This is a genomic window from Streptomyces sp. NPDC090088, from assembly GCF_044747345.1.
In the GTDB taxonomy this organism is placed as follows: Bacteria; Actinomycetota; Actinomycetes; order Streptomycetales; family Streptomycetaceae; genus Streptomyces.
The window spans coordinates 215136-229283 of record NZ_JBIVDZ010000003.1; the positions used below are offsets into that span (position 1 = coordinate 215136).

At 70.5% G+C, this 14148-nt stretch carries 17 protein-coding genes; 9 read left to right on the forward strand and 8 right to left on the reverse strand.

The window, feature by feature from the left end; all coding sequences use genetic code 11:
* Positions 1-55: 55 nt before the first annotated feature.
* On the forward strand, positions 56-1594 hold the full coding sequence (locus ACIPSJ_RS16920) for a YibE/F family protein (protein ID WP_401346484.1): 1539 nt from the start codon (positions 56-58) through the stop codon (positions 1592-1594).
* 133 nt (positions 1595-1727) lie between these two features.
* Here ACIPSJ_RS16920 and ACIPSJ_RS16925 read toward each other — a convergent pair whose 3' ends face one another.
* The 4 genes from ACIPSJ_RS16925 to ACIPSJ_RS16940 form a co-directional block, all read right to left on the reverse strand.
* The gene (locus ACIPSJ_RS16925; protein ID WP_401346487.1) at positions 1728-2165 is read right to left on the reverse strand and encodes an SsgA family sporulation/cell division regulator; all 438 of its coding nucleotides are present in this window, start codon (positions 2163-2165) and stop codon (positions 1728-1730) included.
* A gap of 99 nt (positions 2166-2264) precedes the next feature.
* Positions 2265-3053: an IclR family transcriptional regulator C-terminal domain-containing protein gene (locus ACIPSJ_RS16930; RefSeq protein WP_359212128.1), complete on the reverse strand. Its 789-nt coding sequence runs from the start codon at positions 3051-3053 to the stop codon at positions 2265-2267.
* A 211-nt stretch (positions 3054-3264) separates the two neighbouring features.
* Positions 3265-3477: a DUF5326 family protein gene (locus ACIPSJ_RS16935; protein ID WP_401346489.1), complete on the reverse strand. Its 213-nt coding sequence runs from the start codon at positions 3475-3477 to the stop codon at positions 3265-3267.
* A 166-nt stretch (positions 3478-3643) separates the two neighbouring features.
* Positions 3644-3961: a cupin domain-containing protein gene (locus ACIPSJ_RS16940; protein WP_355728312.1), complete on the reverse strand. Its 318-nt coding sequence runs from the start codon at positions 3959-3961 to the stop codon at positions 3644-3646.
* Positions 3962-4020: 59 nt separating this feature from the next.
* Between ACIPSJ_RS16940 and ACIPSJ_RS16945 the strand changes: the two genes are divergently transcribed.
* The 5 genes from ACIPSJ_RS16945 (at position 4021) to ACIPSJ_RS16965 (ending at position 7731) form a co-directional block, all read left to right on the forward strand.
* Positions 4021-4398: a phage holin family protein gene (locus tag ACIPSJ_RS16945; protein ID WP_189262814.1), complete on the forward strand. Its 378-nt coding sequence runs from the start codon at positions 4021-4023 to the stop codon at positions 4396-4398.
* Between the two features lie 7 nt (positions 4399-4405).
* Positions 4406-4897, forward strand: a complete 492-nt coding sequence (locus ACIPSJ_RS16950) for a low molecular weight protein-tyrosine-phosphatase (RefSeq protein WP_401346492.1) — start codon at positions 4406-4408, stop codon at positions 4895-4897.
* Positions 4894-6027 carry a cystathionine gamma-lyase gene (locus ACIPSJ_RS16955; RefSeq protein WP_359212139.1) on the forward strand — a complete coding sequence of 378 codons (1134 nt, stop codon included), beginning with the start codon at positions 4894-4896 and terminating at the stop codon, positions 6025-6027. The genes ACIPSJ_RS16950 and ACIPSJ_RS16955 overlap by 4 nt, the downstream gene beginning before the upstream one ends.
* 229 nt (positions 6028-6256) lie before the next feature.
* Positions 6257-7162: a LysR family transcriptional regulator gene (locus ACIPSJ_RS16960; protein ID WP_401346495.1), complete on the forward strand. Its 906-nt coding sequence runs from the start codon at positions 6257-6259 to the stop codon at positions 7160-7162.
* 86 nt (positions 7163-7248) lie between these two features.
* Positions 7249-7731, forward strand: coding sequence for an NUDIX domain-containing protein (locus ACIPSJ_RS16965; protein ID WP_123975752.1), 483 nt, complete (start codon positions 7249-7251; stop codon positions 7729-7731).
* Between the two features lie 4 nt (positions 7732-7735).
* Here ACIPSJ_RS16965 and ACIPSJ_RS16970 read toward each other — a convergent pair whose 3' ends face one another.
* Together ACIPSJ_RS16970 and ACIPSJ_RS16975 are read right to left on the reverse strand one after the other, a co-directional pair.
* Positions 7736-9214, reverse strand: coding sequence for a globin domain-containing protein (locus ACIPSJ_RS16970; protein WP_401346497.1), 1479 nt, complete (start codon positions 9212-9214; stop codon positions 7736-7738).
* A 285-nt stretch (positions 9215-9499) separates the two neighbouring features.
* Positions 9500-10132, reverse strand: coding sequence for an HAD-IB family phosphatase (locus ACIPSJ_RS16975; RefSeq protein WP_359212149.1), 633 nt, complete (start codon positions 10130-10132; stop codon positions 9500-9502).
* A gap of 214 nt (positions 10133-10346) precedes the next feature.
* Between ACIPSJ_RS16975 and ACIPSJ_RS16980 the strand changes: the two genes are divergently transcribed.
* Positions 10347-11213 carry a GNAT family N-acetyltransferase gene (locus tag ACIPSJ_RS16980; RefSeq protein ID WP_401346499.1) on the forward strand — a complete coding sequence of 289 codons (867 nt, stop codon included), beginning with the start codon at positions 10347-10349 and terminating at the stop codon, positions 11211-11213.
* Between the two features lie 70 nt (positions 11214-11283).
* Here the strand turns inward: ACIPSJ_RS16980 and ACIPSJ_RS16985 are convergent, their stop codons facing one another.
* Together ACIPSJ_RS16985 and ACIPSJ_RS16990 are read right to left on the reverse strand one after the other, a co-directional pair.
* Complete coding sequence (locus tag ACIPSJ_RS16985; RefSeq protein ID WP_359212155.1) at positions 11284-11703, reverse strand: heme-binding protein; 420 nt, start codon at positions 11701-11703, stop codon at positions 11284-11286.
* A 47-nt stretch (positions 11704-11750) separates the two neighbouring features.
* Entirely contained in the window at positions 11751-12959 is a 1209-nt protein-coding gene (locus ACIPSJ_RS16990) for an MFS transporter (protein ID WP_401346501.1), read from the reverse strand.
* A 141-nt stretch (positions 12960-13100) separates the two neighbouring features.
* Between ACIPSJ_RS16990 and ACIPSJ_RS16995 the strand changes: the two genes are divergently transcribed.
* Both ACIPSJ_RS16995 and ACIPSJ_RS17000 read left to right on the forward strand, forming a co-directional pair.
* Entirely contained in the window at positions 13101-13559 is a 459-nt protein-coding gene (locus tag ACIPSJ_RS16995) for a MarR family transcriptional regulator (RefSeq protein ID WP_359212160.1), read from the forward strand.
* 9 nt (positions 13560-13568) lie between these two features.
* The gene (locus ACIPSJ_RS17000; RefSeq protein WP_401346503.1) at positions 13569-14021 is read left to right on the forward strand and encodes a GNAT family N-acetyltransferase; all 453 of its coding nucleotides are present in this window, start codon (positions 13569-13571) and stop codon (positions 14019-14021) included.
* The last annotated feature ends 127 nt before the right edge of the window (positions 14022-14148 follow it).

Below are 14148 nucleotides of genomic sequence, written 5' to 3' on the forward strand. Positions count from 1 at the left end.
GTCAATTCGGGCGCGGTGAACAGGGGGCCCCTGCCGTTCTTGCGATGATCGGGCGGTGACCTCGACACAGCAGCACCCTCATCCGCCCCCCGAGCCGAGGCGCGGCAACGGCGCCCCGCAGGGCGGCGGTGCCGGCCACGGGGGCCATGGTGCCGGTGACGGACACAGCCACGGGCAGGGCCGGTCGTACGACCAGGGCCACGCGCCCGGACAGGGCCGACAGCCCGGCCACGACCATGCCCACGCACACCCGCCCGGAGAGGGCCCCGACCAGGGCCGCTCCGGAGCCGGCGGCGGGCACGGCCACTCGCACAGCCACAGCCACGGACCCGCCGCGCCTGTCTCCAAGCATCTGCGCAAGGTCATCGCGGCGATCCTGATCCCCTTCACCGCCGCGGTCGTGGTCGGCCTGGTGGTGCTGTGGCCCGGCGGTGCCCCACCGCACGAGCGCACCGGCGTCGGCTTCGACCGCCAGACGCAGCAGGCGACGGTCACCAAGGTCGTCTCGGTCAGCTGCAAGTCGGTCAACGCCTCCGGGAGCGGCTCGACCGGCGACACCTCCACCGCCGACGGCGGTTCCTCGAAGCAGGAGGACGACAGCACCTGCAAGAAGGCCACGATCCGGGTCGACACCGGCAAGGACAAGGGCCGTACCTTCACCGAGATCGTGCAGCCCGATCAGTCCCGGCAGTTGCACGAGGGTGAGCAGGTCGTGGCCGCCTACGAGCCTTCCGCACCCAAGGACCTGCAGTACTCGGTCACCGACGTCAACCGGAAGTTCCCGATGGCGCTGCTCGCCGGCATCTTCGCGCTCGCCGTCGTGGTGGTGGGCCGGCTGCGCGGTGTGATGGCGCTGGTCGCTCTGGCGGTCAGCTTCCTGGTGCTGACCATGTTCATCCTGCCGGGGATCCTGCAGGGCTCGAATCCGCTGCTGATGGCGGTGGTCGGGTCGAGCGCCATCATGCTGATCGCCCTGTACATCTGCCACGGGCTGTCGGCCCGGACCTCGGTGGCGGTGCTCGGCACCCTGGTCTCGCTGTGTCTGATCGGCGTCCTCGGCTCGGAGTTCATCGACTGGGCCGCGCTCACCGGCAACACCGACGACAACACCGGTCTGATCCACGGTCTGTATCCGTCGATCGACATGAGCGGTCTGCTGCTGGCCGGTGTCATCATCGGTTCGCTGGGTGTCCTGGACGATGTGACGGTGACCCAGACGTCGGCCGTCTGGGAGCTCCACGAGGCCAATCCGACGATGGGCTGGCGCGGGCTGTACCGGGCGGGCATCCGCATCGGCCGCGACCACATCGCCTCCGTCGTCAACACCCTCGTCCTGGCCTACGCGGGCGCCGCGCTGCCCCTGCTGCTGCTCTTCTCGATCGCGCAGAGCAGCGTGGCCACGGTCGCCAACAGCGAGCTGGTGGCCGAGGAGATCGTGCGCACCCTGGTGGGTTCGATCGGCCTGGTCGCCTCGGTGCCCGTCACCACGCTGCTGGCGGCCCTGGTGGTGTCGGCCGACCGGCCCGGCAAAGAGGCGGTCGCGGCCGTGGAGGCTCCGGCGCACGGCGGGCGGGGGCGACGCCGGAAGCGGTGAGAGCGCGGCGCTCGGCCCCGGAGGGCGGGCCGTGCGAGGAGCAGGGCACGGCGCCTGCGGAGGGCGCGCAGAAGCGTTCCTGCGCCCCCTCGCGCGGCTCGGCGGAGCGGATCCCGCCCCGTGCCGTAACGCTTCAGCCGGCGCTCTGCTCCTCGGCCAGGATGCGGTCCAGAGCCTCGTCAAGGTGGGCGTCGAAGTCGGCCAGCGCACCTTCCTGGCCGAGCGGCACCAGCTTGTCCGTACGGTCGAGGAAGGCCACCAGGGGCGGCGTGGAGGAACGGAACACGGCCTGGTCACCGCCGACCTGAAGCCGGATCAGCACTTCGCCCAGCACCTCGGAATCGGCGGGCGCGATGTGCACATCGCCCTCCCCGCACGGCCGGCCCACCCCGTCGATCAGCAGCTCCCGGCCGAAGGCCCAGGTCACCGGCGCGTCCCCGGGCAGATGGAAGGTGAGCCGCACGGCATACGGATCACACGTCTCGTAGCGCAACTCCACGGGGATGCGGAAGGAGAGCTCCTCCGAAACGAGAAAGCTCATCATGACTTCTGCTTGTACGGACTCGCGCATCGCCTACCCCGTCATATGACACCGACCGGCCGGGATTTACCCCTTTAATGGTGGTCAAATCTTGCTGAACGTACACGGGAGATCACAAGGAGTGAGTTTTCAGATACTGATAGAGATCGCCAGTGATCCCAGATGCCGTCCCACCTCTGCCTGGAGCAGCCCTACGGCCGGCAGCAGCCGGTCGGACTGGTGCAGGGGAAGAGAGATGGCCATCGTGGCGGCCGTGGTGCCGACGGTGATGGGGATCGCCGCGCACACCGTCCCCAGCGCGTACTCCTGACGTTCCACCACCGGCTCCATCCGCCGCGTCCGCTCCAGGCGTCGCAGCAGCGCATGGCTGTCACGGACCGTGTACGGGGTGAGGGCCTGGGCGGGGTAGCGGCCGAGATGGTCGCGGCGGGCGTCCTCGTCCAGCTGGGAGAGCAGACACTGGCCGATGGCGTGCGCGTGCCCGGTCTCGCGGAAGTCGGCCCACTCCTCGACCGCGGGACAGCCCGGGGAGTCGGAGACGCACCTGACGTCGATCTCGCCGTCCCGGTACATCGCGTAGTACACCGGCACACCGATCGAATCGCGCCAGTGGGCGAGGGTGTCGGCCACCGCGCTGCGACGTTTCTGCTGCGCGCCGCTGCTGCTCAGCCGTTCCGCCGCTTCGCCGAGGAAGAACAGCCCCTTGTCGCGGTGCAGATAGCCCTCGTGGACCAGGGTCCGCAGCAGGTGGTAGGCGGTGGGCAGCGCGAGGCCGGTCTCGCGGGCCAGCTGTTTGGCCGGGGCGCCGTGTTCGTGCCCGGCGACGCACTCCAGCAGCCGCATCGCACGCTGCACGGACCCGATGAGGGTGGCCGAGTGCGACTGGGCGGGGTCGGCCGGGGCGGCCGGCCGCTGCACGGGGGGCGTGCTGGAACGGCGTTGGGCGGGGGGCGGGGGATGTTCCGTGGGTGCGGAGGTGGCGTCAAGCGTGGCCAAGGGTCACTCCCGGAGCGCGAGGGGGTCAGCGACTCTAACCGTCCGCCGCCGCTCCGGGTCGGCGCGTGCGGGAAACTTCCCTCCCCCGAGGGAACCGGCGATTCCTGTTACCGGACGCCGATTCCCACGGTCCTCACCAGTCGCCCTTCGACGAGGAGTTCGACATGAACTTCCGCACGATGTAGATCAGACCGCCGACCAGCGCCACGAAGATCAGCAACTTGAAGAGCAGGAACACCACCCAGCTGATCACGGCCGTGATCAGGCCGCCGAACACGACGAGGGCGATGACCGGCACCGCGATCCACTTCACCCACCACGGCAGTCCCGTGAAGATCTCTCGCATTGCCCTGTCCCCTCAGCTTTCTCGTGCGCTCCGGCACGTACGGTCTCGTGCGTCCCGCACGATGCGATGTCCTGTACTCGATGCTAGAGCCGCGAGGGGGTCGTCCGGAGACCTCGGATCCCTTGTCCTCCCCTGACCCTTCCCCTAGGGAACCCCGAGAGCCGGGTCAGGCCTCGGGCGGAGAGAAGACGACCAGAACCCTCAGATCCTCGCTGATGTGATGGAACTTGTGGGCCACCCCGGCCGGCACGTACACCACGCTGCCCCGCGCCACCTGCGTCGTCTCCATGCCGACGGTGATCGCGGCACGGCCGCTGACGACGAAGTAGACCTCGTCCTGGTGGTGCGGCTGCTGCGGGTCGTGCGAACCCGCGTCGAGGGCGTAGAGGCCGACCGACATGTTCCGCTCCCGCAGGAACTGCAGGTAGGCACCGTCGTTGGCGGCGCGCTCCGCCTCCAGTTCGTCCAGCCGGAATGCCTTCATCTCAGTTGTCGCCCTCGCCTCACTATTTGCATCCGATCTCTTCTGTCACGATCAGACACATGAAGAATTTCGTAGTCAAGACGATCGCCAACGCGGGCGCCCTGGCGGTCGCCGTGTGGCTGCTCGACAAGATCACCCTGACCGGCGACAGCACGCCCAAGAAGGTCTGGACGCTGATCCTGGTCGCCCTGGTCTTCGGTCTGGTGAACTTCCTGGTCAAGCCGATCGTGAAGGTCCTGACCTTCCCGCTGTTCATCCTCACCCTCGGCCTGATCACCCTGGTGGTCAACGCGCTGATGCTGCTGCTGACGTCGTGGGTGTGCGACAAGCTGGACCTGAGCTTCCACGTGGACGGGTTCTGGACGGCCGTGCTGGGCGGTCTGATCATCTCGATCGTGTCCTGGGCCCTGAACATGATCCTGCCCGACACCGACTGAGCGCCCGATGACCTACCGCGTCTGCTTCGTCTGCACCGGCAACATCTGCCGTTCCCCGATGGCCGAATCCGTCTTCCGGGCCCGGGTGGCCGAGGCCGGCCTCGACGACCGCGTCGAGGCCGACAGCGCCGGCACCGGCGGCTGGCACGAGGGCGACGGCGCCGACCCGCGGACCGTCCGCGTCCTGACGGAGCACGGCTACGACGGCGAGCACACCGCACGCCAGTTCCAGGCGTCCTGGTTCGCCCGCCTCGACCTGGTGATCGCCCTCGACTCCGGCCACCTGAAGTCCCTGCGCCGCCTCGCCCCCACCGAGGAGGACGCCCGCAAGGTGCGGCTGCTGCGCTCCTACGACCCGGCCGCGGGCGACGACCTCGACGTACCGGATCCGTACTACGGCGCTCTGGACGGCTTCGAGGAGTGTCTTGAGATGGTGGAGGCGGCGAGCGAGGGCCTGCTCGCCGCAGTACGGGACGAGGTGGAGGGAACAGCCGGATGAGCGACGCGTCGCAGGGCGAGGGCACGCGCGCGGTGCGCGCGGGGCTGCCCGAGCCGGTCAAGAACGAGCCGACCCTGCCCGGGCCGGTGTTCGCCGCCCACTTCCATCTGCCCGGCGAGGTGAGCGGCCCCTACGCCTACGGGCGCGACGAGAACCCGACCTGGACCCATCTGGAGCGGGCCATCGGCGAGTTGGAGGCGCCCGGCAGCCAGGACGTCGAGACTCTGGTGTTCGCCTCCGGTGTGGCGGCCATCTCCGCGGTGCTCTTCTCCCAGCTGCGCGCCGGGGACGCGGTCGTCCTGCCCTCCGACGGCTACCAGGTACTGCCCCTGGTCCGCGCCCAGCTGGAGACGTACGGCATCGAGGTGCGCACCGCGCCGACCGCCGGCGACGCCCAGCTCGACGTCCTGGACGGGGCGAAGCTGCTGCTGATCGAGTCTCCGTGCAACCCCGGGCTCGATGTGTGCGACATCCGCCGTCTCGCCGGGGAGGCACACGCGCGGGGCGCGCTCGTCGCCGTCGACAACACCCTGGCCACCCCGCTCGGCCAGCGGCCGCTGGCACTGGGCGCCGACTTCTCCATGGCCAGCGGGACCAAGCAGCTCACCGGTCATGGGGATGTACTGCTGGGGTACGTCTCCGGACGGAACGCGGAGGCCATGGCCGCCGTACGCCGCTGGCGCAAGATCGTCGGCGCGATCTCCGGGCCCATGGAGGCCTGGCTGGCCCATCGCTCCCTCGCCACCCTCCAGCTGCGCGTGGACCGGCAGAACGCGACCACTCTGCTGCTCGCGGAGGCGCTGCGCGAGCGGCCCGAGGTGACCGGACTGCGCCACCCGGGGCTGCCCGACGACCCCGCGCACAAGATCGCCTCGCAGCAGATGCGCCGCTACGGCTCGGTGATCTCCTTCACGCTGCCCTCGCGCGCGCGTGCCGAGCGTTTCCTCGAGTCGCTGCGGCTGGTCGACGACGCGACGAGCTTCGGCGGGGTGCGCTCCACGGCGGAGCGGCGGCGGCGCTGGGGCGGGGACGACGTGCCGGAGGGCTTCATCCGGCTGTCGGTCGGGGCCGAGGATCCCGAAGACCTGGTGGCCGATGTGCTCCGCGCGCTCGACGAGTCGGATCGGTGACCGGATTACGGACGCCTTCGCGAGCCCCGCTGCGCATAACGGACGGTCCGAGCCTCCCCCCTCGTGGCTCGGACCGTCCCGGTTCTCGCGCGCCAAGAACCGCGCGACCAAGGCTAGTTGACTCTGCGTCAGTGTCCAATCACTGTAGCAACAGAGACCTATCGACTTATTTATAGTTGAAGGCCTGCCCGGGGGCCGGAAAAGGGCAGGCCGAACGGGAGGGTGTGCGATGGATCTGGCCTTGCTGCGCACCTTCGTGACCGTGCACCGGGCCGGCTCCTTCACCCGCGCCGCCGCGCTGCTCGGCCTCTCGCAGCCGGCGGTGACCTCCCAGATCCGGACCCTGGAGAAGCAGCTGGGCCGCCCTCTCTTTCTGCGGCAGGCCCGCGGGGTGACCCCCACGACCATCGGCGACGAACTCGCCCACAAGGCCGCGCCGCATCTCGACGCCCTCGTGGAGATAGCGGAACGCGGCCTCGACGACGACTCCTCGATTCGCACCCTGCACCTCTCGGGACCACCCGAGTTCACCGCCGAACGCGCCCTGCCGGCCCTGTCGGAGCTGGCCGGCGACGTCGGCCAGGGCTTCGCGCTGCGCGCCTCCTTCGGGAACGCCGAGGAGACCCTGGAGGGGCTGTCCGCCGGGCACCATGACCTCGCCATCAGCACGGCCCGGCCGCGCGGCGCCCTGCTCACCGCCACCGCGCTCTGCGACGAGGAGCATGTGCTGGTCGCCGCTCCGCGCTGGGCCGAGGAGATCGGCACCACGACGGTGCGCGAGAAGGGCTCGCCCGTCCTGGACAACCTGCCGGTCGTCGAGGTCCATGAGTCGCTGCCCTTCGTCTCGCGCTACTGGGGCTCCGTCTTCGACGCGCGTCCGGCCGCCTCCGGCACGGTCGTGGTGCCCGATCTGCGTGCGGTCCTCGCCTGTGCCGTCGCCGGTGCCGGCCTCGCCGTGCTGCCCCGCTATCTGTGCGCCACCGCCCTGGAGCGCGGCGAGGTCGTGGCGCTGCACGATCCCGCGGTGCCGCCGCTGCGGACGTACTTCCTGGTGGTGCGCACCGGCACGCTCGCCATGCCGCATGTGGCCCGAGCGCACGAGTGGCTCCAGCACGCGGCCGTGGAGTGGGGCTGAGCGCGCATGTCCGAGTTCACGCGGTGCGGCGGCACGGTGGCGCTTCGCGATGTTTCACGTGGAACCAGCTGGGCCACATTTCTCCCATGACCGTCCGACCCGTGGTCAAGCGCACCGCCCGCGCCGTTCTTCTGGACGGCGACGACCTCATCCTGATCAAGCGCACCAAGCCCGGTGTCGATCCCTACTGGGTCACGCCCGGTGGCGGGGTCGAGCCGGAGGACACCACCGTCGTCGACGCCCTGCACCGCGAGGTGCACGAGGAGCTCGGCGCCAAGATCACCGATGTCGTGCCCTGCTTCGTGGACACGGTGGAGCACATCGGAGACAACGGCAGCGCGACCGGTGTGAAGGTGCAGCACTTCTTCGTCTGCCGGCTGGAGTCCATGGACCCGGCCCTGCGGCACGGCCCCGAAGTCGACGAGCCCACCGGCGAGTACGAGATCGTGCGCGTCCCCTTCACCCGCGTCGGGATCGCCTCCGTGCACCTGGTCCCGCTGTCCCTGCGGCACTATCTGGACGGCAACATCGAAGGCGTACGGGCCATGCACGCGCCCGACCTCGGCTGACGGGTCAGTCGCCGACGACAACCAGTTCCTCGACCGAGTCGTGCCGTATGCGGTGCGCGGGGATACCGATGTCCCGCAGTGCCCGTACTCCGTTGCGGATCATGCCGGGCGGACCGGAGACATAGGCGTCGTACTCGCTCCACGGGCCGTAGGCACGGATGGCGTCGGGGAGCTGGAGGTGCGCCTGCTGGTCGACGACCGCGCGGACCGAGAGCCAGGGATGACTCTGCTGGAGCCGGAGCAGGGTGTCGATGTCGTACAGGTCGTGGTCGGTCCGGGCGCCGTAGAACACCTCGACCGGGCGACGGGAGCCGCGGTCGGCGATGTCCTCGACCAGCGCCTTGATGGGGGCGATGCCGGTGCCGCCGCCCAGGCAGAGCAGTCCGTTGCCCCTGCTGTGGTCGACGGTCATCGAACCGGCGGCCGGGCCGAGCCGGATGACGTCACCGGGGCGGGCGCGGTGCACCAGCGCGTTGGAGACCCAGCCCGCCGGGACGGCCTTCACATGGAACGTCAGCAGCCCGTCCGAACGGGGCGCGGAGGCGAACGAGTAGTGCCGCCACACCCGTGGCCACCACGGTGTCTCCAGGCTCGTGTACTGCCCGGCGAGGAAGGGGTACGGCTGGTTCGGGCGGACCGTGACCACCGCGACGTCCGCGGTCCTGAGGTCGTGCGTGACGACCTCCGCATGCCACCAGGCCGGCGCGCGGAGCTCGTCCGCTGCCGCCGCGTCGATCATCACCTGGGACATCGTGGTGTACGCCCGCACCCAGGCCGCCTCCGTCTCCGGGTCCCAGATGGCCGAGGCGTATTTGCTCAGGGCGCCGATGAGGCACTCGCCGACGGCCGGGTAGTGCCCGGCGTGGGTGCCGTACTTGCGGTGGCCTCGGCCCAGGTTCTGGAGGTACTCGACCAGGACCGGCGTGTTGTCGATGTGCTCGGCCGCGGTGAGCAGCGCCTTCAGCAGCCGGTCCCGCTGGGTGTCCATGGCGGCCGGGAACAGCGAACGCAGTTCGGGGTGGCGGACGAAGAGCAGCGCGTAGAAGTACGAGGTGACCTTGTCGGCCATCGGACCGACCTCGGCCATCGTCCCGCGGATCCGGAGCGCGTCCGGGGAGGCACCGGGGGGCGGCTGTGCGCTGCGCTGAGGGGGGACGCGTCGGTCGAAGGCATCGGGCGCGGACTGTTCGGCCGGCGGTACGAAGGGCCGGGGCGCCGCGTGCTGGCCGGTCGGCGGCAGCTGGGCGGCTTCCTGGGGGCGGGACGGCTCCTGCGTCGGCGGTATTCGCCCCGGGGGCTCCGCGGGCGCGGGACGCGGGCCCTGGGACGTCTCCTGCTGACCACCCGGCGCGACCGGCGGCTCGGCGGAGGGCTCGCCCGGGGGCCTGGTGGGGGCTGACGTGAACCAGCTGCCCCCGCCGGCCCCCTCGTTGCCCGCCGACGTGGTGGTCGGAGCGTCCATGGTGTGCCTCGCCTCGAACATCTTTCGGTCGGTCTGCGCACCTCCTCGCTCGGAAGGTGCCTGCTTGCCCCCGTTGACGGCTAGTTCTCCCCGGTCGGGCCCGCGGCCGACACGGCCACATTGAACCCGTGCTTCCCTCGCGTACGGACAAGTAAGGCGAGAGTGTGACAAGGGCCGCAGTCGCTCCCCCGGAGCGGCTCGCCCCGGACATGAACCGGAGTCGACCCTACCGGCCGTCGCTCGGCGCACAAGTCCCCCCTGCCCCGGCCGCCGATCCGGCAACGGGCGAAGCATCGATTCCCTCAATTACCGGGCGGCACAAGCCATTTCATAGGCATCCCATAGATCCCGGCCCGTGTAGGAGTACGTCGCCAGACCGGCGAGATGTCCGTCCGCGTTGACCGCCACGGACACCGGGACCGCGGCGAACAGATCCCGGTCCGACATCGAGTCGCCGTAGGCCACGCAGTCCGCCCGATCCACCCCGAAGCGCTCGCACAGGCGGTCCGCGATGGTGACCTTGGCCGCGGCCGTGAGGGCTCCCGCCGGATCCAGCGGCTCGACGAACGGCACCGCCGGGAAGCGCGACCCGAAGGCGGCATGGGCTCCCCAGCCCAGCAGTCGCTCCACGAAGAACGAGGGCGACAGGGAGATCACCGCGCAGTAGTCGCCCGCATCCCTGATCTCGGCCCAGACCTCCCGGATCCGGGCCAGCCAGGGCGCGCCGTCGAATGCCGTGGTCACCTGTGCGTCGGTCAGCTCCGCCCAGAGGGTGTACACCCGGTCCGCGTACTCCGGCGGAGTTATCCGTCCCGCGGTGATCGCCCGGTCGAGTTCCACCGTCTCTGCTTCCAGGCCGAGTTGGCGGGAGATCTCGACAGGCGCGGAAGTCCCGTGCAACAACGTGCCGTCAAGATCGAAGAGATGAAGTCGCGCCATGGGCCCGAGGCTACTGGGGAGCGATCGCATCTCCCCAGGGTGGGCGCGGCCAGCGATCACAGGCCGGTGCACGGCGCCTGGAGGGCCATGTTTCACGTGAAACGTCCCGCGTCTGTCCAGGGCCTGTGCTGCCGGCTACGGCATGGCCAAAAGCGCGTGCGTCTCCCCTGAAACGGGTGGACGACGAGGGTGCGGGTCGGCAAGCCTGACCCGCGTGCCAACTCCTTCCGTCGCTGCTCTGCCCATTCGCCGACTGACGCCGCGCGATCTCACCGCCTGCGCCGACTTGTCCGAGGACCGGGGGTGGCCGCGCGAGGAACACAAGTGGCGCCTGCTCCTCACCGCCGGGAAGGGCTACGGCATCGACGACCCCGCCGGGGGCCTGGTCGCCGCCTGCGTGATCACGGAGTACGGCCCGGGAGAACGCCCTGAACTCGGCGCGGTCGGCATGGTCCTGGTAGCCGAGCGGCATTCCCGGCAGGGCGTCGGGCGCCGGCTGATGCGGCACATCGTCTCGGCGGTGGGAACGACTCCCCTGACCCTGTACGCGACGCCGTACGGCCGTCCGCTCTATGAGGAGCTGGGGTTCAAGACCACGGGACACTCGGAGATGCTGTCCGGTCTCTTCACAGCGGGCGGGTCCGAGCCGCGGGTGGCGACACGGGCGGCCACCGCCGAGGACCTCGGTGCCATCCTCCGGCTGGACGAGGAGGTGTTCGGCGCCGACCGCACCCCGCTCATCACGCGGCTGCCCGCGTTCTCGGACCAGTTGCGCGTCGCCGTGGACGACGGCCGGATCGTGGGATACGCGGCTGCCTGGCCCAACATGGACACCCATGTCGTCGGCCCGCTGATCGCCGACGACGCGGAGACGGCGAAGTCCCTCATCGCCTCGCTCGCCGCCCACACCGACCGGCCGCTCCGCACCGACATCGACGTCCGGCACGAGCAACTGCGGGCCTGGGCGAAGGAGCGCGGGCTGGCTTCCGTGGCCATGAACACCGTCATGGCCTACGGCATCACGGAGCCGCCCGGAGACTGGACCCGGCGCTTCGCACCGCTGACGGTGGCGGCGGGCTGAGACGTCCACGGCACGGCGAACGCCGGCTCTCCTCCGGGGGAGCCGGCGTTCCGCGCTGAGCGGGGTGCGATCAGACCAGTGCCTGGACGGCGGTGGTGGCGAAGCCGTGGTCCTGGTCGGGCGCGCCACCGCCGACTCCGATCGCCCCGATCAGTCGGCCGCCGCGCTGCACGGGGACACCGCCCGCGATGAACAGCAGCGGCCGGTCGAGCGCCGTGGGCAGGGTGTGGAAGAGACCGCCGGGCTGGACGGCGTCGACGAGGTCGGCGGTGGGGGTGTTCAGCTGGAGCGCCGTGTAGGCCTTGCGGGTGCTGGTCTCGCCGGAGATCAGCACGGCGCGGTCGTCCCTCCGGAAGGCCAGCAGATGGCCTCCGGCGTCCAGCACGGTGACGCTGACGGTGACCCCGGCGGCCTCGGCGGCACGGCCGGCCTCGGTGATCAGGAGTTCGGCGTCCTGGAGAGTGAGGGGGGCGACGGCGGTGGTGCTCATGGTTCTCCTTGGATGGTGCTGACGTGCGGTGAGAGGCACGGGGGGGGTCAGTGGTGGACCGGCGTCCGCTGCCCGGCGGGCATGTCGCTGGTGGCCACGGCGCTCGGGCGGCTGTCCCGGCGCTCCAGCGCGGCCGACAGGAAGGCGAGCAGGAGAGCCGACGCGGCGAGGGCGGCGCCGACCCAGTTGGGGGAGGTGTAGCCGAAGCCGGCCGCGATCACCATGCCGCCGAGCCAGGCGGACAGGGCGTTGCCGAGGTTGAAGGCGCCGATGTTCACGGCCGAGGCCAGGGTGGGGGCGCCGTGTGCCTGGTCGAGGACGCGCTTCTGCAGCGGCGGGACGGTCGCGAAGCCCAGGGCTCCGATCAGGGTGATGGTCACGGCGGCCGCGATCTCGTTGTGCGCGGTGAGCGTGAAGAGGGCGAGGACCAGGGCCAGGGCGCCCAGGGACACGTACAGCATGGGCATCAGGGCGCGGTCGGCGAACTTTCCGCCGATGAGGTTGCCGCCGACCATGCCGAGGCCGAAGAGGACCAGCAGCCAGGTGACGGAGCCGTCGGCGAAGCCGGCGACATGGGTCATCATCGGCGCGATGTAGGTGATGGCGGCGAAGACCCCGCCGAAGCCGAGAACGGTCATCGCCATGGCCAGCAGGACCTGGGTGTTCTTGAACGCAGCCAGTTCGTGCCGCAGGTGCACGCCTTCCGGCCTGGGCAGCTCGGGGACCAGCTTGGCGATCCCGGCCAGGCCGACGACACCGAGGGCTGCGACGACGGCGAAGGTGACGCGCCAGCCGACGTGCTGTCCGACCAGGGTTCCGAGCGGGACGCCGATCACGTTCGCCACGGTGAGGCCGGTGAACATCATCGCGATGGCCCCGGCCTTCTTGCTCGGGGCGACCAGCTCGGCGGCCACGACGGAGCCGATGCCGAAGAAGGCGCCATGGGCGAGGGAGGCGACCACCCGGCCGATCAGCATGACGCTGAAGGAGGGCGCCACGGCGGACAGCAGATTGCCCGCGATGAACAGGCCCATCAGCAGCATCAGCATCCGCTTGCGCGGGATCTTGGTGCCCAGGACGGTCATCAGCGGAGCGCCGATCACCACGCCGAGCGCGTAGCCGGTGACCAGCAGGCCGGCTGTGGGGATGGAGACCCCGAAGTCGCCCGCGACCTCGGGCAGCAGGCCCATGATCACGAACTCGGTCGTTCCGATTCCGAAGGCCCCGATCGCGAGGGCCAGAAGCGCGAGAGGCATGGGGGACAACCTTCCCAGACGATTGCAGATGCGCTTTGCCTTCGTTCACAATAGTTGCAGACGCGGGCTATGTGCAAGCGAGGGATATTGCGATCCTGCTCTATCCTTGATTCAGCCGCTCCTGGACGGAGGAAAACGCCAATGACAGCGACGGACCCCGCGCTCACCGCTCTCGCTCAGGGCTGGTGCGCCCTCTCCCTGCTGCACGGGAGGATCGAGACGCACATCGAGCGCGCCCTGCAGGCGCAGCACGATCTGAGCGTGCGCGAGTACTCCCTGCTCGACGTCCTCAGCCGGCAGCACGACGACGAAGGGGGCCATCTGCAGATGAAGCAGGTCGCCGACGCGGTCGTCCTCAGCCAGAGCGCCACCACCCGGCTGGTGACGCGGCTTGAGGACCGCGGTCTCCTGGAGCGCTACCTCTGCCCGACCGACCGGCGCGGTATCTACACGAACGTCACCGAGGCGGGAGTGCGACTGCTGGAAGAGGCTCGCCCGACCAATGACCTCGCGCTGCGTGAGGCCCTGGACGAGGCGGCCAGAAACCCCGAGCTGGCTCCCCTGGTCCGGGTCGTGGAATCGCTGAACGTGCCCGCATAGGCTGCGAGCATGGGAGATCTTGAAATACGCGCCGCGGTCGCCGAGGACATCCCGGCCATCGTCGGCATGCTCGCCGACGACCCGCTGGGTGCCCGGCGTGAGTCACCGGACGACCTGGCGCCCTATCTGAGCGCCCTGGAGCGGCTCAGCGCCGATCCCCACCAGCGGCTGGTCGTCGCCGTGCGCGAGGGCCGGGTCGTCGGCACCCTCCAGCTCACGATCATCCCGGGACTGTCGAGGCGCGGTGCCACCCGGTCGATCATCGAGGCCGTGCGCATTCACGCCGACGAACGCGGCGGCGGGCTGGGCACCCGGTTCATCGAGTGGGCGATCGACGAATCCCGCCGCGAGGGCTGCCAGTTGGTGCAGCTGACGTCGGACCAGTCCCGGACCGATGCCCACCGCTTCTACGAGCGGCTCGGCTTCACGGCCTCGCACGTGGGCTTCAAGCTCGAGATCTGAACGAGGGTGGGGGGGGGGGGGGGGGGGGGTGGTGAGGCCAACCCCCCCCCCCCCCCCCCCCCCCCCCCCGCCCCCCCCCCCCCCCCCCCCCCCCGCGCCGCCGCGCCCCGCCCCCCCCCCCGCCCCG